This window comes from Paractinoplanes pyxinae, assembly GCF_026626335.1.
Classification (GTDB): Bacteria; Actinomycetota; Actinomycetes; order Mycobacteriales; family Micromonosporaceae; genus Actinoplanes; species Actinoplanes pyxinae.
This window is the reverse complement of sequence record NZ_JAPNTZ010000004.1, coordinates 617,498-639,653: the sequence shown is the minus strand read 5'-3', so window position 1 is coordinate 639,653 and position 22,156 is coordinate 617,498. Positions and strand designations below refer to the sequence as shown.

The following is a 22,156-nucleotide window of genomic DNA, read 5'->3' as shown; positions in this document are numbered from 1 at the left end:
ACAGTGGAGAAGTATTCGATACCAGTGGGCGGTAATCAATGACGCGTCGTGCATACGACAACACCCGCCGGACCGAGCAGGCCCGGCTCACCCGCCGGCGCGTGCTCGACGCGGCCCGCGACCTGCTGGTGGAACGCGGCCCCATCGCGGTCACCATGCGCGACGTGGCCACCCGGGCCGGCGTCTCGGCCGAGACGGTCTACAAGACGTTCGGCACCAAGGCGGCCCTGATCAAGGACGTGTACGACGTCACCCTGGCCGGCGACGACGAGCCCATCCCCATGATCGACCGCCCCGAGATCCGGGCCGTCCTCGCCGCGACCACCCCGCAGGACAAGCTCACCCGTTACGCGTACGCCGCACGAGGGGTCAGCGAACGCACCGGCCCGCTGCTGGCCAAACTGCTCGCCGCCGCCCGCAGCGGCGACCCCGTGCTGGCCGAGTTCCGCGAGACCATCAACCGGGAACGCACCTTCGGCGCCGGCTCCGTCGTCGGCCAGCTCGTCGCCATCGGCGGCCTGCGCCCGGGCCTCGACCCGGCCAAGGCCACCGACATCGTCTGGACGCTGATCGCCCCCGAGGTCTACGAACTGCTGGTCACCGACCGTGGCTGGACGCTCGACGAGTACGAGAAATGGCTGGCCCGGATGTTCATCGACGCGCTGCTGTAACAGCGGAGCGGGCTCGCGCGCTGATGCTGCATGGCGACACTTCACGTACGAGGAGAAATCGATCTGGCCACCCGCGACAGTTTCGAGCAGGCGCTGGAGCGTGCCATGCACACGGAGAGCGACCTCACGATCAACCTCAGTGAGCTCGTCTTCATCGACGGCGCCGGCCTCCGCGCGCTGGCCCGAACGGCCGATCTGCGGCGAAGACAGGGACAGCCGGTGCGCCTGGAACAGCCGTCGCGGCACCTGCGCCGCCTGTTGACCCTGGTCGGCGTCGACTACGTCAAGGCTTGAGCGGCTTCACCCAGCGCGACCAGTCGCCCTGCTGGCGGTAGCCGTGCGCGGCCCAGGCGCCGTGCGCACCGTCGTTCCCGTCGAGCACCATCGCGTCGACCCGGATGGCGCCCAGAGCCCGGAACCGTTCCTCGGCCGCGGCGATCAACCGGCTGCCGATGCCGGCCCGCCGCCGGTCCGGCGCCACCGCCAGCCGGTAGATGTGGCAGCGCCACCCGTCCCATCCCGCAATCACCGTGCCGACGATCTCCCCGTCGTCCACCGCGACGATCAAGGCGGAGGGATCGCGCGCCACCAACGCCTCGACCGCGGCCGCCGTGTCCGCCGGCCGGCTGCTGTTCTCGGCCGCCACCGACCAGAACTTCAGCACAGCGGCCAATTCCGAAGGCCCCACCGCCCGTACGATCATCGCCTCAGCCTAATTCGGGGCACCCACCCCGGAACGTTCCGGCGATAGGCGGTGTACTCGTCCCCGAACTGGCGCGTGAGGGCGGGCGGCGCGGTCGGCGACGGCCACCCGATCCGTGGTCCAATGTCGACGTGGCCACTGTCTGTGTCGAGGTTCTGGTCGACTCCCCCGCGCCGCAAGTGTGGGAGGCCATCGCCGACGTGGGTGCGGTGCACCGCCGGCTGTTGCCGGGGCGGGTGGCCGACGCCCGGATCGAGGGGGACGTCCGCATCCTGACGATGCCGGACGGCGCCGAGGTGCGGGAACTCATTCTGGCTGTCGACCACACGATCCGGCGGATGGCGTACACGGTGACCGGGGGCCAGCGGCTGCCGCTGACCTATCACCACGCCGCTTTTCAGGTGTTCGACGAGGGCGATCGGAGCCGCGTCGTGTGGACGACCGACGTCCTGCCGCACGAGCTCGCCGGCGTCGTTCGGGGACGTGTCGAACGCGGCATCGTGGAGATCAGAGACGTCTTGGAGGGCGCGGCCACGGGCGGCCGCGCCCTCTGACGCGTCACCAGATGCGGGTGGTGGCCTCTCCGGAGGCGAGGGTGGCGATCGGGCCGGCCGGGAAGTCGCCCGTCTGCTTGGGGGCGCCCAGCAGGTCGCGGTCGAGGACGGCGGGGGTGCCGTCGCGCTCCTCGAACTCGGCGTCGGCGAAGCGGACCCGTTCCAGGTCGAGGCCCGAGACGGGGGCCAGACGGACGGTGTCGAACTCGGCCGGCAGCGTGGTGACCAGGTGGACGGTGTCGCCCTCGTCGGTCACCGTCACCGAACCGGTGGGCACGACGACCGGGTCGTTCTCGCCGTCGAAGGGCTGGGCTCCGGCCGCGTACACGTTGGCCCGGGTCCACACCGGCTGCTGCACCGTCAGGTAACGCTGGTGGTCGCCCGGCGGCTGGGACTCGATGCGGGCGCGGTAGTCGTCGAACGAGACGGGGTAGCCGTTGTAGGCCGACGTGCCGCTGAACGCCGGCTCCGACCCTTCGGCCTCCGACCCGTACGCGCGGGAAGCGTCTCCCCCGACGAACAGGTTGCCGAACCAGCGGTCGTCGCCGGCCCGGATGTACGCGTAACCGGCGACCTGCGTGCTGTGCGGGCGGTGGTACGGGGTCGCCCTGTCCATGACGGCCTCGACGCGCACCGTGCCCGCGATCAGGTTGTTCACGAACGCGCCGCCCTGGCTGAACAGTTCGATGGCGGCCGGCGAGGCGAAGACGTTGTGCTCGACCAGGTACGGGCCGTGGCTCACTTCGATGAAGGCGTCGCGGCTGTTGTGATAGAACACATTGCGGCTGATGCGCGTGCCCTGCGTCTGCCAGTCGAGCCACAGGCCGAGCGAGCAGTCGTGAATGCGGTTGTGCCGGATCTCGACGTCGATGGCGGCGTGCAGTTTGATGCCGCCGATCTCGTAGCCGTAGAACTCCCGCTTGAGCGCGATGTTGTAGATGTGGTTGTCCTCGATGGTCGAGAACACACAGCCGAGGTGCCCGACGATGCCGTTCTGGCCGCAGTCGAAAATGGTGTTGCGGCGAATGACGTGCGAGCCGATGTGCTCCTTGTCCCAGCCGATCTGCCGGGCCGAGAACACCGATTCCAGCTGGTACTGATAGCCGGGCTTGTCGCCGCGCTCGGTCGAGTAGTTGTGGCCGGTCGAGGCCTCTTTGCCGATGCTGATGGCCGAGGTCTTGGCGTCGTGGATGACGTTGTCCTCGATGATCCAGCCCTTCGACCAGTTGGGCCCGATGAGCCCGGGCTGGTCGGCCGTCGGCGGTGTCCACGGGGTGGCCGCCTGCGCCAATTCGAAACCGCGCACGGTGATGTAGTCGAGGTGCGGCGCGACCGGGTAGAAGACCGAGCGGCGCACGTTGATCTCGACCAGCGCCGAGTTGGGGTCGGCGTCCTGGAAATTGGCCCAGATGGTCGTCGCGTCCTCGGCGACCGACGCGAACCACACGTACAGCGTCTGCTCGGGATTGCGAACGGTGTCGGTGGTCGTGGTCCAATTGTCGAGAATTTCCGTACGACGTGTCGGCGCGTCAACCTCGGCCCGGCTGCCCACTTCATAGAAGCTCAGCCCGTCGAGGTAGACATCACCCAGGTGCCTTCGGGGCGCCTTCTCGCCGTACACGATCCAGTCCCCCGCCACCTCCTCGGCGTACGGGTTGAAATCGCCGAACACCGTGTTGGGAACGGTCACCTTCCACACCGTGCCGCCGTCGTTCTCCCAGCCGGTGATCCGCTCGGAGCCCTTGATGACGACGTGCTCGCCCGGCGCCGCGCGGTAGGTGATGCGGCGCGTGTCGCTGAGGCCGCCGCGGCGGGGCTTGACCCACTCGCGGTACTCGCCGCCGTGCACGGTCACGGTGTCGCCGGCCTGCGCGACGGCGGCCGCGTGGTTGATCGTCCGGAACGGCTGGTCGGCCGATCCGGAAGCGGTGTCGGACCCGCTGGTGGCCACGTGGTACTCGAACGTCATCGAGAAAGCCCTTTCTGAGAGCCGGAGTTACTTGCCGAAGCCGGCGGTGAGGCCGCTGAGCAGCTGGCGGCGGCCGATGGCGTACAGCAGGACGATGGGGACGGTGGTGAGCACGACCGAGGCGGCGATCGCGGGGATGTTGACGCCGAACTGGCCCTGGAAGCTGGCCAGTGCGAGCGGGATGGTGCGCTGGTCGGGGCTCTGGGTGAGCACCAGCGGCAGCAGGAACCCGTTCCAGATGCCCAGTCCGTTGTAGATGACCACGGTGACCAGGGCGGGCCGGGTCAGCGGGAAGGCGAGGCGCCACAACGTGCCCCACTCGCTGGCGCCGTCCATCCGCATCGACTCGAACAGTTCCTTGGGCACGTCGCGGATGAAGTTCGACAGCACCAGCACCGAGAGCGGGATGGCGAAGGCGATCGACGGCAGGATGATCGCGCCCAGTGTGTCGTACATCTTGAGCCGGATGATGATCAGGTAGACCGGAATGATCACCGCCTGCAGCGGGATGGCCAGGCCGAGCAGGAACAAGCCGTTGACGGCCTTGAGCAGCCGGCTGCCGGCGCCGCGGACGATGGCGTACGCAGCCATGAAGCTGATGACTGTGGCCGGGATGACCGCCCCGACGGTGACCACGACGCTGTTGAGGAAGTACCGGACGAAGTCGTTGTCGATGACCGTCTTGTAGTTCTCGAACGTCAGGTCGGTCGGCGGCGCGAGAGGGTTCGTGACGAAGTAGTTGGCCTGGGTCTTGAAGCTGGTGATGACGATCCAGTAGAGCGGGATCATCACGACCAGCAGCCACACCCAGGCGAACGTGCCGCCGAGCCAGTTGAACCGGAGCAGGCGCGCCATGTCAGGCCCCTTCCAGCTGGCTCTCGTCGGCCCGGCCGCCGAGGCGCCGCAGCACCAGCGAGAGCACGAGTCCGACCAGGACCAGGATGACGGCGATGGCGCTGGCCGGGCCCATCAGGTTGGCCTGGAAGCCCTGCTGGTACATGAGCAGGGCCAGGGCGCGGGTGGCGTCGCCGGGGCCGCCGGCGGTGAGCACGTAGATCAGGTCGAAGAAGGTCAGCGACCCGACCACCATCAGCGTGGACGACGTGATGATCGTGTACTTCAGCTGGGGCAGCGTGATGCTCCAGAACTGTTTCCACCGACCGGCCCCGTCGATCTGCGCGGCCTCGTACATGGAAGTGGGAATCTGCCGTACGGCGCCCTGGTAGATCAGCGAGTGGAACGGGATGAACTGCCAGGACACGATGAAGATCAGCGTCGCCATGGCCAGGGTGGCGTTGCCGAGCCAGTCCTGGTTGAGCGCGTCGATGCCCAGGCCGCTGCCCAGGCCGAAGCTGGGGTCGAGCAGCGACTTGTACGTGATGGCGATCGCGGCCGAACTCAGCAGCAGCGGGATGAAGAACAGCACCGCCAGGAACTCGCGGTAGCGCTTGCGGCCGGCGATGAAGACGCCGATCAGGATCGACATCGGCGTCTGCACCGCCCACGACAGCGCCATGATGAGGAACGTGACCCAGAGGGCGTGGGGCAGACCGGGATCGCTCAGTGTCGCGCGCCAGCTGGTCGTCCCGGACGGGACGATCTCGCCGATGCCGTTCCACGTCGTGAAGCTGAGGGCCAGGACGCCCAGCAGCGGCACGACGCCGAAGGCGAGGAACATGAGGAACGCGGGCAGGGCCATCCACGCGACGTTGCCACCCCGCACCCGCTGGGCCGCGGCGGTCACTTCCCGATGACCCCGTTCATGCTGTCCACCCACTGCTGCGGGCTGACCTGCAACTGGAACAGCTTGGCGATGTTGTCCAGCAGCGTCTCGGCCGCGGTCGGGCTCAGCGCCTGGTCCCACGACTGCGCGAACACCTTCGCGCCGTTGGCGATGCCGGCCATGTCCTTCAGGAACTGCGCGTCGCCACCGGTGAAGAGGCTTTCGCTGTTCTTGAGCACCGGGACGCCACCCGACTTGACCCAGCCCGCCTTCTCGTCGTCGTCGACCAGAGTGGTCGAGAAGAACTTCTTGGCGACGTCCTTGGCCTCGGCGGTCGCCTTGGACGAGATCGAGAGGTACTGACCCGGGTTGCCCACGGTGTTCGACGGGTCGCCCTTGCCGCCCTCGACGGCCGGGAAGTTCATCCAGCCCAGCCCGCCGTCCTTGACGAAGTTGCCGCCGTTGGAGACCTGGATGCCGTACGACCACGAACCGTGCAGCATCATCGCGGCCTTGCCCGTGTAGAGCAGCGCCTGGTCGGCGTTCGAGTCGGCCGTGGTCGACGAGAAGCCCTTCTGGAACCCGTTGGCCTTCACCAGATCCTGGATCTTGGTCAGCATGTCCAGCACGGCCGGGTCGCTCCAGGCGTCCTTCTCACCCGCGAACACCCGGTCGAACACCTCGGAACCGGCCGTGCGGTCGAGCAGGAACTCGAGCCACATCATGTTCGTCCAGCGCGACTGACCGCCGAGCGAGAACGGAGCGATCTTGGCCGCATTGAACTTCGGCACCAGCGCCATGATCTCGCCCCACGACTGCGGGGGCTGCACGCCGACCTTCTCGAAGACCTTCTTGTTGTAGAACAGCACGATCGGCTGGACCGTCTCGACCGGCAGCGCGTAGATCTTGCCGTTGACCGTGGCGGCGCCGAACGACGAGGCGAGGATCTTGTCCTTCACCGCGGCGTTCTCGCCCAGCCAGCCGGTCAGGTCTTCCACCAGGTTCGAGTCGACGTACTCCTTGAGGCCGCCGCCGCCCCAGCCCCAGATCATCGTCGGGCCCTGGTTGGCGCCGAGCGAGGTCTTGATCTTCTGCTTGTACGCGTCGTTCTGGAAGAAGGTGGGGGTGATCTTGCTGTCCGGGTTGGCCTTGTTGAACCGGTCGATCGCGGCCTGGCGGACGGGCTCGCCGGGCGGGCCGCTCAGCGACCAGTAGGAGGCCGCGCCCCCGCCACCGGAACTTCCGCCGCTGCTGCTGCCGCCGCTGGGGCCCGAACTGCCGCAGGCCGCGAGCGCGGCGGCCGCGCCGGCGCCCACACCAAGACCGAGGAAATTACGCCGATTCATCACGTTGAACTCCGTACTCGAAGCCGGGAGGCGGGAAGCCGAGGGCGAGCTGGCGTTAACGTAAGATTGCGAAAAGGTCATGTCAAGGGTTCGAAAACTTTCGAAGGCCGTTCCGGAAAAATCAGACCGCGGCCGTCGACTTCCGGATGATCAACCGGGTGGCCAGCTCGATCCGGGGCGACGCCAGCTCCTCCCCCGCGACCAGGCGCAGCAGGTTGCGCATGGCGACCCGGCCCATCTCGGCGAACGGCTGCCGGACGGTGGTCAGCGGCGGCGCCGACCACTGGGCGGCCGAGATGTCGTCGAACCCGACGATGCTGACGTCCTCGGGCACGCGCAGGCCCAGCGTGCGGGCGGCCTCGATCGCGCCCAGGGCCTGGCTGTCGTTCGAGGCGAACAGGGCGGTCGGGCGCGGGCTGCGCCCCAGCAGCTCCAGGGCGGCCGTGAAGCCGGTGTCGAACTCGAACGGGCCGGCCATCATCAGCTCGGGCTCGCTGGTCAAGCCGCGCTGGGCCAGAGCGGCGTGATAGCCGTGCAGGCGGGCGATCGCGACCATGGCGCCCGGCGGTCCCTCGATGAACCCGATCCGGCGGTGGCCCAGCTCGAGCAGGTGGGTGGTGGCCGCCATGCCGCCGTTGAAGTTGGTGGCGCCGACGCTGGGCACGTCCGGGTTGGGCAGGTTGACCGGGTCGATCGTGACCACCGGGATGTGCTGCTCGGCGAAGTGCCGGGCCTGCTGCAGGTTGATGTCCGAGGTGACCAGGATCAGCCCCTCGCGGCGGGCGGCGGCCATCCGCCGGGCCCACGACGCGCCGAGCTGGTCGTCGGGCAGGGTGCCCACGACGACGTCCACGTCCTCGGCCGCCGCGGCCTCGAGCGCGCCGTGCATGATGTCAAGGTTGTTGGGCGTCTGCATGGCGTCGAAGACCAGGTCGACCGTGCGCGCCGCGGGCTGAACCCCGCCGGCGCCGCGGGCGACATAGCCGTGCCGTACGAGCAACGACTCGATCCTCGCCCGGGTCTCCGGGGCCACGTCCGTACGCCCGTTGACCACCTTGGAGACCGTGGGCACCGAGACCCCGGCCTCCCGGGCGACCGCGGCCAGTGTCGCGCGCTGAGCTCTCTCCACCCGGTGCCTCCGCTCGGCCGAAAGCAGTATCGCAACATTTCGGCCGCGTTAAGTCCAGAGGTTGTTCAAGTCGTCGTGATCCGCCACCGCCCGGGCCGCAACGGTGGCGGCTGTGCACATCCCCGCGGAGGCCGCGCGGTCCTCTACTTGGCCCATGAGAAAACTTCTGATCGCCGGCGTCAGCACGGTCGCTGTCGCCGCCCTCGCTCTGCCGGGAGTTTCGGAGGCCGCCGCCGGACGGCTCAACGCCTGCCGCGGAGACGGAGCCAAGGTCACCGTCGTTCTCGTGCACGGCGCCTGGGCCGACACGTCCAGCTGGAGCGGCGAGGTCAGCCGGCTGCAGCGGGCCGGCTGCAAGGTGCGGGCCATCGCCAACCCGGTCGAGAACCTGACCACCGACTCGCAGTACGTGGCCGACTTCCTGAAGTCGGTCAAGGGGCCGGTCGTGCTGGCCGGTCACTCGTACGGCGGTTCCGTCATCACCAACGCGTCGGCCCAGGTCAAGAACGTCAAGGCCCTCGTGTACGTGGATGCCGCCGCGCCGGCCGTCGGTGAGACGAACGGGTCGCTCAGCGGCGCCGACTCCATCCTCAACCAGCTGCCGGCCGCGCAACTGTTCGACACCACCACGTACCCGGGCGCCCCGGCCGGCCAGCAGGAGCTTTACCTCAAAGAGAAAATCTTCGTCAACCACTTCGGCAACTCGCTGCCCCGCGAGCAGGCCCGTCTGCTGTGGGCGTCGCAGCGGGGCGCCTCGACCGAGGCGTTCGGCACGCCGTCCAAGTACGCCGGGTGGAAGACCATCCCGTCCTGGTACTTCATCAGCAGCGGCGACCAGATCATCACGCCCGCGTCGGAACTGGCGATGGCCAAGCGGGCCAAGTCAGAGGTCACCGTCTACAATGGCGGGTCGCACCTGACCCTCGTGTCGAACCCGCAACCCGTCACGGACGTCCTGGTCAAGGCCATCCGGTCGGTCCGTTAACCGGCCTCGGCGTACGCGTCGGAAGCTCCCAGGGACCGCAGGTGCAGGGCGAGGCGCAGGCGCAGGCCGGCGACCCCGTCCTGCCAGCCGTCGCCGAGCAGCCGGGCCACCCGGTCCAGGCGCTTGGTCATGGTGTTGGGGTGGATGAACAGGCGACGCGCCGCCTGGCTGGCGTTGCCGCCGGTGGCCAGGAAGACGTGAACCGTCTGCACGAGGTCGATGCGGTGCTCCCGTTCGTAGTCGAGCAGCGGCCGCAACGCGCCGTCGAGCAGGTCACGCACGTCGCCCGAGCGCTCCGGGTCGAACAGCGGGCGGTACAGGGCGAGCTCGCGAGTGGTGGCGCAGCGGTGGTCCGAGCCGGCCGCGCGCAGCAGGGCCAGGCCGTGCCGGGCCGCCTCGAACGCCGCCGGCAGCGTGCCCCGGGCCGGGTCGGCCAGGTCGGAGGCGCACATCCGCGCGGTCCGGCCGGTGACCCGGCGCATCCGGGCCGCCAGCGCCTCGACCACCGCCTGCGGGTCGTCGCCGGGCAGGACGGCCACCGGCACCTCGTCGTGCCGGCCGCCCACCCCGCCCAGCAGCGCCGCGGCGTCGGCCACGACCCGGCCCAGCGCGGCGTCGCCGTCGATCGCCACCACCACGCACTGCCGGTCGAGCGGGAACCGGCGGGCCTCGGCCAGCACCCGCACCGGCCGGGACAGCGGGCGGCTCGCGGCGAGCAGCTCGGTCAGCAGGTCGGTGCGCATTTCCTCGTACGCCTGAAGCAAAGCGTTCTGCCGGATGCGGAGCGCAGCCAGGACGTGCGCGGCCCGGCGCAGCGCGGCCACTTCGTCGTCGGTGAGCGGGGTACGGCGGACGAGCAGCACAGTGCCCTCGGACCGGGCCACGGTCGCCACCGACACCGCGTACCGGAAGGAAACGCCGGCCTCGGCGATCACGTGGCCCGGATCGGCCGCCGCCTGCTGCACCAGCTCGGGCGCGGCGGCCACCGGACCGGCCGGATGCGCGGCGATCAGTCGGCCGCCCGGGTCGAGCAGCGCCGCCACCCCGCCCAGACCGGCGGCCAGGGCCTCGGCCACGGCGGCGGGCAGCGGCGGCTCGGGCGCCACGGTCAGCTCGAACAGCGTGTCCATCATGGACCCGGTTCGATCGAGGACTTCCAGTCGTACGGCCAATCCGGTGTCGCGCCCGGCCAGCCGGTCCAGGCCGGTCTCCAGATCGGCGGCGGCCTGGCGGACACGCCGCAGAACCTCGTCGGGCACCTCGGGGAAAGCGTTCATGGCCTCAATCTGCGGCACCGCCCAAGCCCCGGACATCGCTCAGATGCAGTATCCCCGGCCGCACATGACGCGCGTCACCTGAGACGCGGGATACGAAACGGCTCGGCGCTGTCGGCGTCCGGGTACCCACCGTTCGCCGGCGCCCGGTGGCCGTGTTCCACCTTGGCTCGGCCGTCCCGGCTTCCTGTACTGGAAAGACCGTCCCCTCACCTGACCGGAGGAACCCCCATGCGACAGCCACCGAGAGGAACCTGGCTTCTGGTCCTGGTGGCGGGCGGCGCCCTGTTCGAGATCCTGCGCCGCACGCTCGTACACACCCAGAACCCCAACCTCGTGCCGGCGTCGCTGCTGCTGGGCGCGGCCCTGGTGCCGGCGGTGTTCGTCACCTTCATTCGCGGCCGCCGGCTCACCTTCTCGGTCGACGGCGGCACGGTGGCGCTGATCGCCTTCGTCGGCGGCCTGATCGGCATCACCGCGGCCGGCACGCTCGAGTTCGACACCCTGCACGAGCTGGGCACGCTGCCGATGGTGGCGGTCGGCCTGATCGAGGAGTCGGCCAAACTGATCGCGCCGCTGGCCGTGCTGCTGTTCACCCGCCACCGCCGCCCGGCCGACGGCCTGCTGGTCGGCGTGGCCTGCGGCGCCGGCTTCGCCGCCCTGGAAACCATGGGCTACGCCTTTGTCGCGTTGGTGCAGAGCCAGGGCAACCTGCACGCCGTGGACGGCCTGCTCCTGCTGCGCGGCGTCCTCAGCCCGGCCGCCCACATGGCCTGGACCGGCCTGACCGCAACCGCCCTGTGGGCCGCCGCCAACCGCCGCTGGTCCCTACCCGGCTTGGCCACGTTCGCAGCCACCTTCGCCGTGGCGGTCGCCCTGCACGCCTCCTGGGACTCTTTCGCCACCATCCCGGCCTACATCATCATCGGCGCCCTCAGCCTGGCCCTGCTGACCCTGACCGCCCACCGCCTGTCCACCCGCGACCAGGCCCTCTCCCCCACTCTGGCCAATCCGCCCACCCCGACGGCAGCCTGACATGCGGCCCCGACCGCGGATCTCGGACACGAGTTCATGCGGCCGGCCAGGGCGTTGTCGGCCGAGCCACCGACCTTGCTCATCGACTGGCAGACTCCGGCCGAGGCGCAGGCGTCCGCGATCGCCTTGGACCGGTATCGGGCGCCGCGGCTTAGTCATAGGCGACGGAACGCATTTTGGCCCGGGCCACCGCTGGTCAGCGATCGAGTTCCCCCGTGTCTCGCCACACACGACACCGCGCAGCCCGGCCCGGCGCATGAGCCGTTCAACGGCAGGCTATGAGAGGGCGCCACCGGAGGATGGGCCGGCATGGACCGGAGGTAGGTCATTCCGTCCGCAACCGACACGGTGTAAGGGCGAAGCCCGCTGCCAAGACGGCCCAGTTCAGGCGTGTCTCCGTGAGAGACACGACCGCAAGCGGCACGGTGCGAACGCGCAACCCACCACCCAGGTCCGCCCGGGTGAGAGAGCCGCCCAGCTTCGTCCCCAGCGCGGCAGCCAGACCGCCCACCCGCACGGGTCTACGAGGCGACCCCATGCAACCAGAGAAGCGCCGACCACGACGCGACAGCGAGATAAGGGCCGTCCCAGCGCAAGAAAGCCCCACCCACCAAGCCGACGCCTCCGACGAAGAACCGACCACCGAACGAACACCGGGCGACCGTAACGGCCCCCGCAGACCACCGCGCGCTGATTTACGGCGGCTGATCGGTTCCAGGGATTGACCGGTCGGCCGAACTGCCTTTGCCGGGAAACGCCGTTAAGTGGTGCAGCATCATCTGGCTCCGTTCTATGTGGAAGGCAGACGCGGTGAAGAAGAAGTTTCTGGTTGGGGCCTCTATCGCGGCCTCGCTCCTGAGTGTTGCTGTGGCCACGCCGGCTTTGGCGGCTGAGGCTCCGGTCTATTTCAGCCGGATCTACTACGACTCGCCGGGCAAGGACACTCGCAGCAACGCCAGTCTGAACGCGGAATGGTTCCGGCTGTCCAACAGCACCAAGAAGGCCATTCAGCTCAAGGGTTTCACGGTCCGCGACGCCGCCAATCACGTTTACACCTTCGGCCCGTACGTGTTGAACCCCGGCAAGTCGGTGACGGTGCACACCGGTAAGGGCACCAACGGCAAGCCGGCCGCCACCGACCGGTACTGGGGTTCCGGCAACTACATCTGGAACAACACCGGCGACACCGCTACTTTGCGCAGCGCCACCGGCAAGACGATCAACTCGTGCAAGTTCAAGAAGGGCGTCGCCACCAACTGCTGAGCGCGTCCCGCAATGCCGCTCGTGACGTGATGCCCAGTTTCGGGAAGACGCGGTAGAGATGGTTGCCGACCGTGCGGGACGACAATCCCGTCTCAGCCGCGATCTGTTTGTTGGTCAGACCGGCCGCGGCCAGTTCCGCTATCCGCCGTTCCTGCGGCGAGAGGGCGCCTTCGGCTAGGAGGCCGGAGGCGCCGCCCTCGGCGCGTAGTTCGCCGGCGGCCTGCCGGATCCACGGGCGGGCGCCCAGCCGTTCGAAGATCTCGAGGGCCGAGGCGAGCTGGGCCCGCGCGGCTGCGGACCGGCGGTGGCGGCGCAGGTGCCGCCCGTACGCCAAGTGGACCCGGCCCAGGTCGAACGGCCACCTTTCGGCCTCGGGCACGGCCACCGCCGCCGCGTACGCGTCCGGGTCGTCCGACACCATGGCCGCGCAGCCGCCCACCACCAGAGCGAGCCGTGGCGAGACAGCCGCCAGCCCCGCCCGTCGCATCGCCTCGACGTGGGCTTCCGCCTCCTTGCGCAGGCCCGCGCCGAGTGCCCCTTCGACCAGTTCGAACAGCACCCACAGGGCGTGCGGCGTGTACGGCGCGAGCGTGCCGGCCCGACTGATCGCGGCCGCCTGCCGGTAGGCCTCGGCGTGATCCCCGGCCCCGATCGCCGCCAGCGCCCACACCTGGTTGGCGAACTGTTCGCCGACGGCCGTCCCGGGAAGCTCGGCCGGCGCCGCGTCGCCCCGGGCCACCGCCACCAGCGCCCGTAGGGAGCCGAGGACGGCTCGGTCGCGCCCGGCTGTTCCGGACGCGGTCAGGTCGAGCAGTTCGTCCCACTGCCCGGAGTGCCATCGGTCGAATCCGGCCGGGACGGTCGCGGGCGAAGCGAGGGCCGCCGGGCCGCCGTCGATCACCCGCGCCAGCGGCACCCGGCAGGCGGCCAGCCGGTCGGCATAAATGCAGGCCAACGCCGTACGCGTAATAGTGACCGGATCTTCGTCGTCGAGCCGGGCGGCGGCCGCGTCGATCTCGTCCAGCAGCTCCGCGGTCAGCGCCACCGGGTTGCCGAGGCCGGCGGCGACTATCCGCAAGCCGACCGGCGGGCCGGGATCACAACGGGCCGTCACGCGCTCGAACGCTTGCCACTGCGCCGGGTCGCCCGAGAGCCAGCAGGTGACGGCCAAGGTGTGCAGCGCGCCGGCCAGGGCCGGGTCCAGCTTTTTCCCGTACGTCTCAATGGCCGCAACCAGCTGCCGGTGCGCCGCCGCGAGATCGTCGTCGAGGCCGGCCCGCAGGCACGCTGCCTCGAGCGTCCACCGCGCCCGCAATCCGGCGTCCGGGGTCAGCTCGGCCGCCCGGGTCAGGGACTCGATCGCGGCCCCCGTCCCGCCGCGCAGGATCGCGGACTCGGCGGCGGTCCGCAGCCGGGCCGCCCGTTCGGCGTTCGTGCTGCCCCCGGCGGCGGCCAGGTGCCGCAGGTGCCGGTCCGGGTCGTGCGCCCACACAGCGGCCAGCGCCCGGTGGGCCCGCCGGGTCTGCGGGTCGGCCGCGTGCCCGACGACCGCCGCCCGCGGCAGCACCGGCCCGAACCGCAGGATGCGGGCGCGCTCGTCGACCCGGAGGTAGCCGCGCTCGACGGCCGGCGCCAGCGCGGCCAGGACGTCGGCCCCGCCCGCCGCGGCCCGGACGGCCGTCAGGTCGCCGGTCTCGTCCAGGGCGGCCAGCAGCAGCACCTCACGGGTGGGCGCCGGGAACCCGGCGAGGAGGGCGGCCGTACGGGCCCGGACTCCCTCCCCCACCGGCAGCGGCGACGGCACCGGCTCGGCCCCGGACAGCTGCCCGGCGGTGAGCGCGGCCGCGTGTTCGAGCAGGGCGCCCGGGTTGCCGCCGGCCTCGGCCACGATCCGCTCGAGCACGTGCCCGGCCACCGCCGGGTGCCTTTCCCTGATCAGCCGGGCCGCGGCCCCGGCGTCGAGCGGCTCGATCCGGTGCTCGGGCAGCCCGGCCCGCAGCAGCAGGTCGTGCGGCGAGCCGGCCCGCGCCGCGAAGATCATGGCGATCCGGCTGCCGGCCAGGCGGCGCGCGGCGAACGTCAGCACCCGCGCGCTCTTCTCGTCCAGGATTTCGCCCGCGTCGATCAGCGCCAGCAGCGGCTGCCGTTCCGCCGCGTGGCGCAGCAGGGCGACGGTCGCGTGCGAGACCCGCATCAGCGCCGGCTCGGGGCCACCGGCCAGGCCGAGCGCGATCCGCAGGGGGTCGTCCGGCCCCAACTCGTCGTGCAGCGGCGTCAGCAACTGGTCGAGCGCCTGGTAGTCGGCGGCGCCGCCGTGCGCCCACAACACCCGCGCGCCGTCCGCGCGTTCGGCCAGGGCCCTCAGGTACGTGGTCTTGCCCGCGCCGGGGTCCCCGGTGACCAGCAGGGCGGCTCCGAAGTCCACGAAGGTCACCCCCGCTCGCGTGTCGTCTGCCAAATGACTCAATCGGCCGTGACGTCGCTGGTCAAGACGTGGGCGGCGGCACGTGGGGCAGGCCACGGCGGGTCTGGGTCGGCTGAGGGATGTCCCGGGCGGCCCGGACGATCAGGCTGGCGGCATGGAGGTCCGCTCACCGACGACGATGACCGGCGTTCGCGGCCGCGGCTGCGAGATCGCGATCGCCGACGACCACCTCTCCGCGACCCGGTCCGGGGAGGGCTCGGTGCTGCTGCTCGACGGCCCGCCCGGCATCGGCAAGACCGCGCTGGCCGGCGAGATCGCCGCCCGCGGCGACCGGGCCGGGATGCGGGTGCTGCGGGCCGGCGCCCGCGGGCGGCTCGGGCCGCTGCCGGCCGCGGTGCTCGAGGCCGAGCCGCGCGCCTTCCGGGCCGAGCCCGGTTTCTGGATGGTGCACGACCTGGGCGACGCCCTGGCCGGAGCGGCGGCCCGCACCCCGCTGGTGTTCGTGCTCGACGACCTGCACACCGTGGACGGCGACACCGCCACGGCGATCCGGAGCCTGATCGCCCGCCTGCGCGACCGACGCATCCTGTGGCTGCTGGCCGGCCGGCGCGGCCAGGCCGGCCCGGCCGCCGGCGAGCTGATGACCCACCTGGAACGGGCGGACGCCGAGGTGCTGCGGCTGGGCCCGCTATCCGCCGAGGCCCGGGCCATCCTGGTCACCGACCTGGTGCCCACGGCCGGGCCGGCCCTGCGCGCCGCAGCCGACATCGCCGGCGGCCATCCGTTCTGGACCGCCGAGCTGGTCCGCGGCCTGCACGAGGAGGGCCTGACCGCCACCGGACCGCGCCGACTGACGGCCGAGCCGGCCCACGGACTGCACAAAGAAGGCCCAGCCGCCCCAGCGCCGCGCCGAATGACGGCGGAGCCAGTCCGCGGGCCGGGCGAGGACGGTCTGAACGCCGCCGGGCCGCGCCGGATGACGGCCGAGCCGGGCCGTGGGCTGCGCGAGGAATATCCGGGCACCGCCGAGCCGCGCCGGATGACGGCGGAGCTGTTTCGAGGGGTGGACGAGGAGGGCTTCGAGGCCGCCGTGCCGCGGCGGGTCACGGTGGCGCTGGTGGAGAGGATGTGTGCACTGACGCCGGCGGCCCGGCGGGCGGTACGGGTGGCGGGCGCGCTGCCGGCTCGGTTCACCGCGGCGCAGCTGGCCGGGCTGCTGCGGTGCGGGCCGGCCGACCTGATCGAGCCGCTGGACGAGGTGGTGCGGGCCGGGCTGTTCGCCGTCGAGGGTGGGGACATCCGCTTCGATCCGGCCTTGCTGCGCCGGGCGGCCCGCGCCACGCTGCCGGACTCGCTGCGCCGGGCGCTGGAACGCGAGGCGGCCGATGTGCTGCTGCGCACCGGGGCGGCCCCGGCCGAAGTGGCGGCGCTGCTGGCCGGCAGCGCCCGGCCGGATGACCGGGCGGCGATCGCGGCGTTGCGGGCATCGGCGCGGGCGGTCGGCGATCCCGGGGCGGCGGCCGGGATGCTGGTGCGGGCGTTCGAGCTGCTGCCGCCGGGCGACGGGGACCGCGGCGAGGTGGCCCTGGAGGCGCTGGACCAGCTGCGCCGGGCCGGCCACGCGGGCGGGGCCCGGGACCTGGCCGGCCGGGTGCTGGGTGGCGGCCTGCTGCCGATGGCTGAGGGGGCCGCCGTCCGGCTGGTCCTGTCCACCCTGCTCGACCGCCCGGCCGCCGAGCGCGCCGCCGAGAACAAGGCGGGACTTGCCCTGCGCGGCGTTCCCTTGGCCGTTCGGGCGCGGCACTCGGCGTGGCTCGCCTTCAACCTGCTCGAGGACGGGGAGCTGGGCGAGGCGGAACGGGTGGCGGTGGCCTCGCCCGACAGCTGTGACATGGCCCGGCTGGTACTGGCCGGGGTGCACAGCGCGCGCGGGTCGGGGGCGCTTGCCGCGGCCATAGTCGACCGCGTGCTCAGCACGGCCGATCCCGGCGATCCGGACGCGGGGCCGCGCGACCTGCTCACCGCCGTGGTGCTGCACCACCTCGGGCGAATCGGGGACGCGGAGGCCACCCTGGCCGAGTGCCTGCGCCGGGCCCGCGCCGAACGAGATGCGCCGCTGCTCGCGCGGGGCGTCCAGCTCTCCGCGATGATGCACCTGACCGGCGGGCGCCTGGCCGAAGCGCGGGCGCTGGCCGGCGGGCACCTGAGCGAGGCGCGAGCGCAGGCCGGCGGGCACCTGCCCGAGGCGCGAGCGCAGGCCGAAGCGCGGACGCCGGCCGAGCCGGACGCCGGGAACGACCTGCTCCGCATGATCACCCTGTCCTTCCTGGCCCAGCACCTGGGCGACGCCGCGCTGGGACGGGCCGCCCGGAAGCTGCGCACCGGCGACAGCCCGGCCGGCCGCCGCTGGGCCGCGCGCGTGCCGGCCCTGACCGCCGCCGGCCGCGGAGATGCCCACGAGGCGGCTCGGCTGCTCCGGGACGATCCGCTCCTCGGAGTCACGCCGCCGCTGCCGGTGGACTTCGCCTTCCTCGTCTCGGCCGGTCGCATCGCGGCGGCGGCCGGCGACGAAGGGCTGCGCGAGCGGCTTCTGGTCGTCTCGTCGCGGGCCGGCTCGGCGGTCGCGGCTCACGTGCAGGGGCTGCTCACCGGCGACGCCGAGCAGCTGTCGGCCGCGGCCAAGCTGCAGGCCGCCGCCGGTCGCCCGCTGCTCGCGGCGGGCGCCCGGGAGGACGCGGCTGCTGCGCTGCCGCCCGGCGACCGGGACGAGGCCGTGCGCCGGCTCGAGGAGGCGCTGGCCGGGTTCGCCGACGCCGGCGCCGAGGCCGATGTCCAGCGCGTGCGCCGGTCGTTGCGGGAGCACGGCGCCGGGCGGCCGGCTGCCACCCGTACGGGAAAGGGTTGGGAAAGCCTGACCGACGCCGAGCTGAAAGTGGTCCGCCTGGTCGCGGCCGGGGCGACCAACCGTCGCGCCGCGGGCGAGCTGCACCTGTCGCCGCACACCGTGAACACCCACGTCCGCAACGTCTTCACCAAGCTCGGCATCCGCTCGCGGGTGCAGCTCGCGCACGAGCTCCGCGACAATTCCTAGGAGAGAGACATGAGCGACTACGCCCGCGCCCTGGACACCGCCGAGAAGCTGCTCGGCTTCCGGCTCGAACGCTTTCTCGGGGCCGGCGAGGGCGAGCCGCCCAACGCCGCCGACTTCAAGCGGATCGCCACCGAGCACGCCTTCGGCGACGCCTGGCCCCGCACCGAATTCCTGGACACCCGCACCCGGGCGCTGGTCTCGGTCACCATCGCGGCCGGCCTGGGCATTCTCGAACCCCTGCGCGGGCAGCTGCGGATCGCGCTGAACAGCGGCGTCACGCCGGAGGAGATCGTGGAGGCGTTCATCCAGATCGCCGTCTACGCGGGAGTGGCGAGGGCCTTCGACAGCTACGCCATCGCGGCCGAAGTGTTCGCCGAGAAGGCTAGAACCGCGGAAGAAGGGCGATGACGGCGCTGAGCGTGACGGCCGAGGCCAGCGTCGCGAACAGCAATGTCGTGCCGGCGACGGCCGGCCGCACGTGGTAGCCGATCCCCAGCAGCACGCCGAAGAAGCCGGGCGGGACGGCCAGCAGCAGCACCGTCTCCTGAGCGAGCGGCCCGGTGAGCCCGAAGGCGAGGACGGCGAGATACCCCAGACCGGGCCGGACGACAGCGGCGACGACCGTTGACACGTACGCGTTGCGACTGAACTCGACGGCCTGGGCCGAGAGCACCAGGCCGGTCAGGAACAGCGCGACCCCGCCGGTCACCGAGCCGATCGCCGTCAGCGTCGCCCGCAACACGTCCGGCAGCGGCAGGCCGGACAGAGACCAGGCCAGGCCCAGCAGCGGCCCCAGCACGACCGGGTTGCGCAGTGACTTGCGGATCACCCGGCCCACCGCGCCGCCGCGTTCCCGTTCCAGAACCACGATGGTGTACGGCGTGAGCGTGATCGACCCGATGCCGAGCGCCGCGGCCACGCTGAGCACAGCGTCCGGCCCGAGCACCGAGCCGACCAGCGGCAACCCCACGGCGGCCAGGTTCGGGAAGGCCACGGTGAGCGCCTGCAACGCGGCCTCACCGGGCTTCAGCCCATGGATGCGCCGCTGCACCACGTACGTCCCGGCGTAGACCACCGCCATGGCCAGGAAGAAGCTCACGGCCAGGGGCCAGCGCGCCAGCACCGCGTCCCGGCGCCCGGCGGCCAGGCTGGTGAACAGCGCGATGGGCAGCGCGATGGACATGACGAGGGTGTTGAGCGTGTCCACATTGGTGTTGTCGACCAGCCCGCGCTTGCCCGCGCCGTAGCCGAGCGCCAGCACGAAGAAGACGGGCAGCAGGGCGGTCGCGATCTCACCGGCCATGCGGCCAGGATCCCCGATCGGGCCGCCCCGGGGCATCGCGTGAACGTGCTAGAGGGCCTACGGTCGGAAAGGGTGAGCGAGGCTTTCGTCGACGACCTGGGCGCGCTGCTGGTCACCGGTGAGCCCGGGGTGGGCAAGACCACGCTGCTCGACGCGGCCGCGGCCCGGGCCCGGCAGCGCGGGCGGCTCGTGCTGCGCGCCACCGGGGTCGAGCTCGAGGCCGATCTGCCCTTCTCGGCGCTGCACCAGCTTCTGCTGCCGCTGCGGGCCGGGTGGGACGACGTGCTCGAGGTCGCGCTGGGCGGCGCCGAGGGTGACATGCCGGAGCGGGCGGTGGTGGCCGAGGCCGTGCTCGCGCTGCTGCGCCGGGCGGAACGGCCGGTGCTGCTGGTCGTCGACGATCTGTCGTGGATCGACCGGGCCAGCGCGGCCGTGCTCGAGGTGGTCGCGCGCGAGGTGGCGTTTCTGGGGGCGGCGCGGCTGGGGCTGGGCAGCTTTTTCCGGTACGGCGACATGCCCGTACGGGAGATCCGGCCCCTCACCGGCGAGGCGGCCGATCGCCTTCTGCGTCAACGTTTTCCCGCCCTGCCCGCCGCCGAGCGGGAAAGGGTGCTGGCCGAGGCACAGGGCAACCCGCTGGCGCTGCTGGAATTGCCGACCGGTCCGAGCCGGCGCCTGCGCGAGCTGTTCGCGCCGCACGTGCGCGCCCTGACCGAGCCGGCCCGGTGGTTGCTGCTGCTGGCGGCGCTCGACACCACCGGCGACCGGCGGCTCGTCACCGACGCCGGAGCTCTCGGTGACCTGGAACGCGCCCGGCTGCTGCACCTCGACGACGCCACGGGCCGGCTCGTGTTCCGGCACCCGCTGATCCGGTCGACGGCGATCGACCTGTCCACCGGGGCCGAGCGGCGCCGGGCCCACCAGCGGCTGGCCGAGTTGTTCGCCGACCAGCCCGACCGCAGCGCGCGGCACCTGGGCGAGGCCACCGTCTGGCCCGACGAGAGCGTGGCCGCCCGCCTCGAGCGGTCCGCGCGCTCGGTGCTGGACCGGGGCGACACCGTCGGGGCAGTGGCCGCACTGACCCGGGCGGCCGAGCTCACCCCCGGTCCGGCCGACCGCAGCCGGCGTCGGGCGGCGGCGGCGTACGTCGGGGCCCATTCGATCGGGCGGCTGCCGCCGGCCCGGCAGGCGCTCCCCGTCCCCCGCGGCTCGCTGCAGATCGCCGTGACCGCCGCCCACGTGCTGCTCAACGGCGAGGGCGACATCGACACGGCCCACCGGCTGCTGGCCGGGGCGCTCGCCGACGACCGCACGATGAAGGACGCCGGGCGGGCGGCCGTCGAGGAGGCGCTCTACACGCTGGTGTCGGTGTGCTTCTTCGGCGGCCGGCCCGCGCTGTGGCAGCCGCTGCGGGCCGCCCTCGACGACGACAGTTCCGAGATCGTGCGGCTCAGCCACGACGTCCTGGCCGACCCGGCCCGGTTGACGCCCGGCGTGCTCGACCGGCTCGACGCCGCGCTGGCCGGGCTGCCACGCGAGACCGACCCGGCCTGGATCATCCGGCTCGGGCTGGTCGCCCAGGTCACCGACCGGCAGGACGCCTGCCACGACGCGCTGGAGCGGGTGGCGCAGGGCGACGGGCTGGCGGTCGGGCTGAACGCGCAGATGCTGCTGGCCCGGCACGCGTACGCCCGGGGCCGCTGGGACGAGGCGCAGCGGCTGGCCGACGACGCCGCCGCGCGGTGCCGCGAGCACGGGTACGTGCTGCTCGCCCTGCCCGGCCGGCACGTGCAGGCGCAGGTGGCGGCCGCCCGGGGCGACGACCGGACGGCGCTCGCGATCGCGGCCGAACTGCTGCACTGGGCCACGCCGCGCGGGGTCGGGCTGGTCCGGACGTACGCCTGGCAGGTGCGCACGGTGGTGGCCCTCGGCCGCGGCGACTTCGAGCAGGCCTACCTGCACGCGAGCCGGATCAGCCCGGCCGGGACGCTGGCCTCGCACGTCCCGTGGGCCGTGCAGACGCAACTGGACCTGGTCGAGGCGGCCGCCCGGGCCGGCCGCACCGAGGAGGCGGCGGCCCACGTCGCGGCCGTCGGGACCGCGGGCACCCGGCACGTCTCGCCCCGCCTGGCCCTGCTGGCCGACGCGGCGGCCGCCGTCACCGCCCCCGACGACCGGGCGACCGTCCTGTTCGAACGCGCGCTGGCCGCGCCCGGCGCCGACCGGTGGCCGTTCGACCTGGCCCGGGTGCGGCTGCTGCACGGCGAGCGCCTGCGCCGGATGCGCGCGGTGACCGCCGCCCGGGCCGAGCTGCTGCAAGCGGCCGAGACGTTCGAGCGGTTGGGCGCGGAGCCGTGGTCGCAGCGGGCCGCGGCCGAGCTGCGCGCGACGGCGCCCGAACGGCCCGGCGGTTCGGCGCTGACCCCGCAGGAGGGCGAGATCGCCCGGCTGGCCGCGGCCGGACTGTCCAACAAGCAGATCGGCGCCCGGCTGTTCCTGTCGCCCCGGACGGTCCAGTTCCACCTGCATCACGTCTTCGCGAAGCTCGGTATCAGATCGCGGGCGGCCCTGCGCGACGCCCTCGACCGGCCGTGACCTGCGCCCCTGAGTTGCCGAGGCGGTTTGATGCCCTCAGACTTCGTTGTTAGGTTAGGCACCCCTTACTTGAAGATTTGAAGACTGGAG

The 22,156-nt window shown here is 72.1% G+C and carries 18 protein-coding genes; 9 read left to right on the top strand and 9 right to left on the bottom strand.

Features of this window, described 5'->3' with window-relative positions:
• Nucleotides 1–38: 38 nt before the first annotated feature.
• A complete protein-coding gene (locus OWR29_RS14185; protein ID WP_267563219.1) occupies nt 39–671 on the top strand; it encodes a TetR/AcrR family transcriptional regulator in 633 nt (210 codons plus the stop codon).
• 30 nt (nt 672–701) lie between these two features.
• The gene (locus OWR29_RS14180) at nt 702–965 is read left to right on the top strand and encodes an STAS domain-containing protein (protein WP_267563218.1); all 264 of its coding nucleotides are present in this window, start codon (nt 702–704) and stop codon (nt 963–965) included.
• On the opposite strand, the gene OWR29_RS14175 is transcribed toward OWR29_RS14180, so the two are convergent.
• Nucleotides 955–1,374, bottom strand: a complete 420-nt coding sequence (locus OWR29_RS14175) for a GNAT family N-acetyltransferase (protein ID WP_267563217.1) — start codon at nt 1,372–1,374, stop codon at nt 955–957. The genes OWR29_RS14180 and OWR29_RS14175 overlap by 11 nt on opposite strands.
• A 131-nt stretch (nt 1,375–1,505) precedes the next feature.
• Here OWR29_RS14175 and OWR29_RS14170 point away from each other — a divergent pair, with 131 nt between their 5' ends.
• Nucleotides 1,506–1,928 (top strand): SRPBCC family protein, encoded by a 423-nt coding sequence (locus OWR29_RS14170; protein ID WP_267563216.1) that lies wholly within the window; start codon nt 1,506–1,508, stop codon nt 1,926–1,928.
• Between the two features lie 4 nt (nt 1,929–1,932).
• Here the strand turns inward: OWR29_RS14170 and OWR29_RS14165 are convergent, their stop codons facing one another.
• The 5 genes from OWR29_RS14165 to OWR29_RS14145 form a co-directional block, all read right to left on the bottom strand.
• Complete coding sequence (locus tag OWR29_RS14165; RefSeq protein ID WP_267563215.1) at nt 1,933–3,897, bottom strand: right-handed parallel beta-helix repeat-containing protein; 1,965 nt, start codon at nt 3,895–3,897, stop codon at nt 1,933–1,935.
• A gap of 27 nt (nt 3,898–3,924) precedes the next feature.
• Nucleotides 3,925–4,752 (bottom strand): carbohydrate ABC transporter permease, encoded by an 828-nt coding sequence (locus OWR29_RS14160; protein WP_267563214.1) that lies wholly within the window; start codon nt 4,750–4,752, stop codon nt 3,925–3,927.
• Nucleotide 4,753: 1 nt separating this feature from the next.
• The gene (locus OWR29_RS14155) at nt 4,754–5,641 is read right to left on the bottom strand and encodes a carbohydrate ABC transporter permease (protein WP_267563213.1); all 888 of its coding nucleotides are present in this window, start codon (nt 5,639–5,641) and stop codon (nt 4,754–4,756) included.
• Complete coding sequence (locus OWR29_RS14150; RefSeq protein ID WP_267563274.1) at nt 5,638–6,966, bottom strand: extracellular solute-binding protein; 1,329 nt, start codon at nt 6,964–6,966, stop codon at nt 5,638–5,640. Before OWR29_RS14150 ends, OWR29_RS14155 begins: the two co-directional genes overlap by 4 nt.
• 121 nt (nt 6,967–7,087) lie before the next feature.
• Nucleotides 7,088–8,095 carry a LacI family DNA-binding transcriptional regulator gene (locus OWR29_RS14145; RefSeq protein WP_267563212.1) on the bottom strand — a complete coding sequence of 336 codons (1,008 nt, stop codon included), beginning with the start codon at nt 8,093–8,095 and terminating at the stop codon, nt 7,088–7,090.
• A gap of 154 nt (nt 8,096–8,249) precedes the next feature.
• Between OWR29_RS14145 and OWR29_RS14140 the strand changes: the two genes are divergently transcribed.
• Nucleotides 8,250–9,080, top strand: coding sequence for an alpha/beta hydrolase (locus OWR29_RS14140; RefSeq protein WP_267563211.1), 831 nt, complete (start codon nt 8,250–8,252; stop codon nt 9,078–9,080).
• Here OWR29_RS14140 and OWR29_RS14135 read toward each other — a convergent pair.
• Nucleotides 9,077–10,357, bottom strand: coding sequence for a PucR family transcriptional regulator (locus OWR29_RS14135; protein WP_267563210.1), 1,281 nt, complete (start codon nt 10,355–10,357; stop codon nt 9,077–9,079). The genes OWR29_RS14140 and OWR29_RS14135 overlap by 4 nt on opposite strands.
• Nucleotides 10,358–10,585: 228 nt before the next feature.
• Here OWR29_RS14135 and OWR29_RS14130 point away from each other — a divergent pair, with 228 nt between their 5' ends.
• On the top strand, nt 10,586–11,389 hold the full coding sequence (locus OWR29_RS14130) for a PrsW family intramembrane metalloprotease (RefSeq protein ID WP_267563209.1): 804 nt from the start codon (nt 10,586–10,588) through the stop codon (nt 11,387–11,389).
• 810 nt (nt 11,390–12,199) lie between these two features.
• Nucleotides 12,200–12,652, top strand: coding sequence for a lamin tail domain-containing protein (locus tag OWR29_RS14125; protein WP_267563208.1), 453 nt, complete (start codon nt 12,200–12,202; stop codon nt 12,650–12,652).
• Here the strand turns inward: OWR29_RS14125 and OWR29_RS14120 are convergent.
• Nucleotides 12,624–15,173, bottom strand: coding sequence for a helix-turn-helix transcriptional regulator (locus OWR29_RS14120; RefSeq protein WP_498371631.1), 2,550 nt, complete (start codon nt 15,171–15,173; stop codon nt 12,624–12,626). The genes OWR29_RS14125 and OWR29_RS14120 overlap by 29 nt on opposite strands.
• A 58-nt stretch (nt 15,174–15,231) precedes the next feature.
• Here OWR29_RS14120 and OWR29_RS14115 point away from each other — a divergent pair, with 58 nt between their 5' ends.
• Nucleotides 15,232–18,168 (top strand): LuxR C-terminal-related transcriptional regulator, encoded by a 2,937-nt coding sequence (locus OWR29_RS14115; protein ID WP_267563206.1) that lies wholly within the window; start codon nt 15,232–15,234, stop codon nt 18,166–18,168.
• Nucleotides 18,169–18,177: 9 nt separating this feature from the next.
• The gene (locus OWR29_RS14110) at nt 18,178–18,576 is read left to right on the top strand and encodes a carboxymuconolactone decarboxylase family protein (protein WP_267563205.1); all 399 of its coding nucleotides are present in this window, start codon (nt 18,178–18,180) and stop codon (nt 18,574–18,576) included.
• Here OWR29_RS14110 and OWR29_RS14105 read toward each other — a convergent pair.
• Nucleotides 18,551–19,471, bottom strand: a complete 921-nt coding sequence (locus tag OWR29_RS14105) for an AEC family transporter (protein WP_267563204.1) — start codon at nt 19,469–19,471, stop codon at nt 18,551–18,553. The two genes, OWR29_RS14110 and OWR29_RS14105, sit on opposite strands and share 26 nt — an antisense overlap.
• A gap of 72 nt (nt 19,472–19,543) precedes the next feature.
• On the opposite strand from OWR29_RS14105, the gene OWR29_RS14100 reads away from it, so the two are divergent.
• Nucleotides 19,544–22,066, top strand: coding sequence for a helix-turn-helix transcriptional regulator (locus OWR29_RS14100; RefSeq protein WP_267563203.1), 2,523 nt, complete (start codon nt 19,544–19,546; stop codon nt 22,064–22,066).
• The last annotated feature ends 90 nt before the right edge of the window (nt 22,067–22,156 follow it).

What these genes read in the sequence shown, in the direction of transcription:
- OWR29_RS14185 (WP_267563219.1), top strand. Translation starts at nt 39, where the DNA reads ATGACGCGTCGTGCATACGACAACACCCGCCGGACCGAGCAGGCCCGG.
- OWR29_RS14180 (WP_267563218.1), top strand. Translation starts at nt 702, where the DNA reads ATGGCGACACTTCACGTACGAGGAGAAATCGATCTGGCCACCCGCGAC.
- OWR29_RS14175 (WP_267563217.1), bottom strand. Translation starts at nt 1,374, where the DNA reads ATGATCGTACGGGCGGTGGGGCCTTCGGAATTGGCCGCTGTGCTGAAG.
- OWR29_RS14165 (WP_267563215.1), bottom strand. Translation starts at nt 3,897, where the DNA reads ATGACGTTCGAGTACCACGTGGCCACCAGCGGGTCCGACACCGCTTCC.
- OWR29_RS14160 (WP_267563214.1), bottom strand. Translation starts at nt 4,752, where the DNA reads ATGGCGCGCCTGCTCCGGTTCAACTGGCTCGGCGGCACGTTCGCCTGG.
- OWR29_RS14150 (WP_267563274.1), bottom strand. Translation starts at nt 6,966, where the DNA reads ATGAATCGGCGTAATTTCCTCGGTCTTGGTGTGGGCGCCGGCGCGGCC.
- OWR29_RS14140 (WP_267563211.1), top strand. Translation starts at nt 8,250, where the DNA reads ATGAGAAAACTTCTGATCGCCGGCGTCAGCACGGTCGCTGTCGCCGCC.
- OWR29_RS14135 (WP_267563210.1), bottom strand. Translation starts at nt 10,357, where the DNA reads ATGAACGCTTTCCCCGAGGTGCCCGACGAGGTTCTGCGGCGTGTCCGC.
- OWR29_RS14130 (WP_267563209.1), top strand. Translation starts at nt 10,586, where the DNA reads ATGCGACAGCCACCGAGAGGAACCTGGCTTCTGGTCCTGGTGGCGGGC.
- OWR29_RS14115 (WP_267563206.1), top strand. Translation starts at nt 15,232, where the DNA reads ATGGAGGTCCGCTCACCGACGACGATGACCGGCGTTCGCGGCCGCGGC.
- OWR29_RS14110 (WP_267563205.1), top strand. Translation starts at nt 18,178, where the DNA reads ATGAGCGACTACGCCCGCGCCCTGGACACCGCCGAGAAGCTGCTCGGC.
- OWR29_RS14105 (WP_267563204.1), bottom strand. Translation starts at nt 19,471, where the DNA reads ATGGCCGGTGAGATCGCGACCGCCCTGCTGCCCGTCTTCTTCGTGCTG.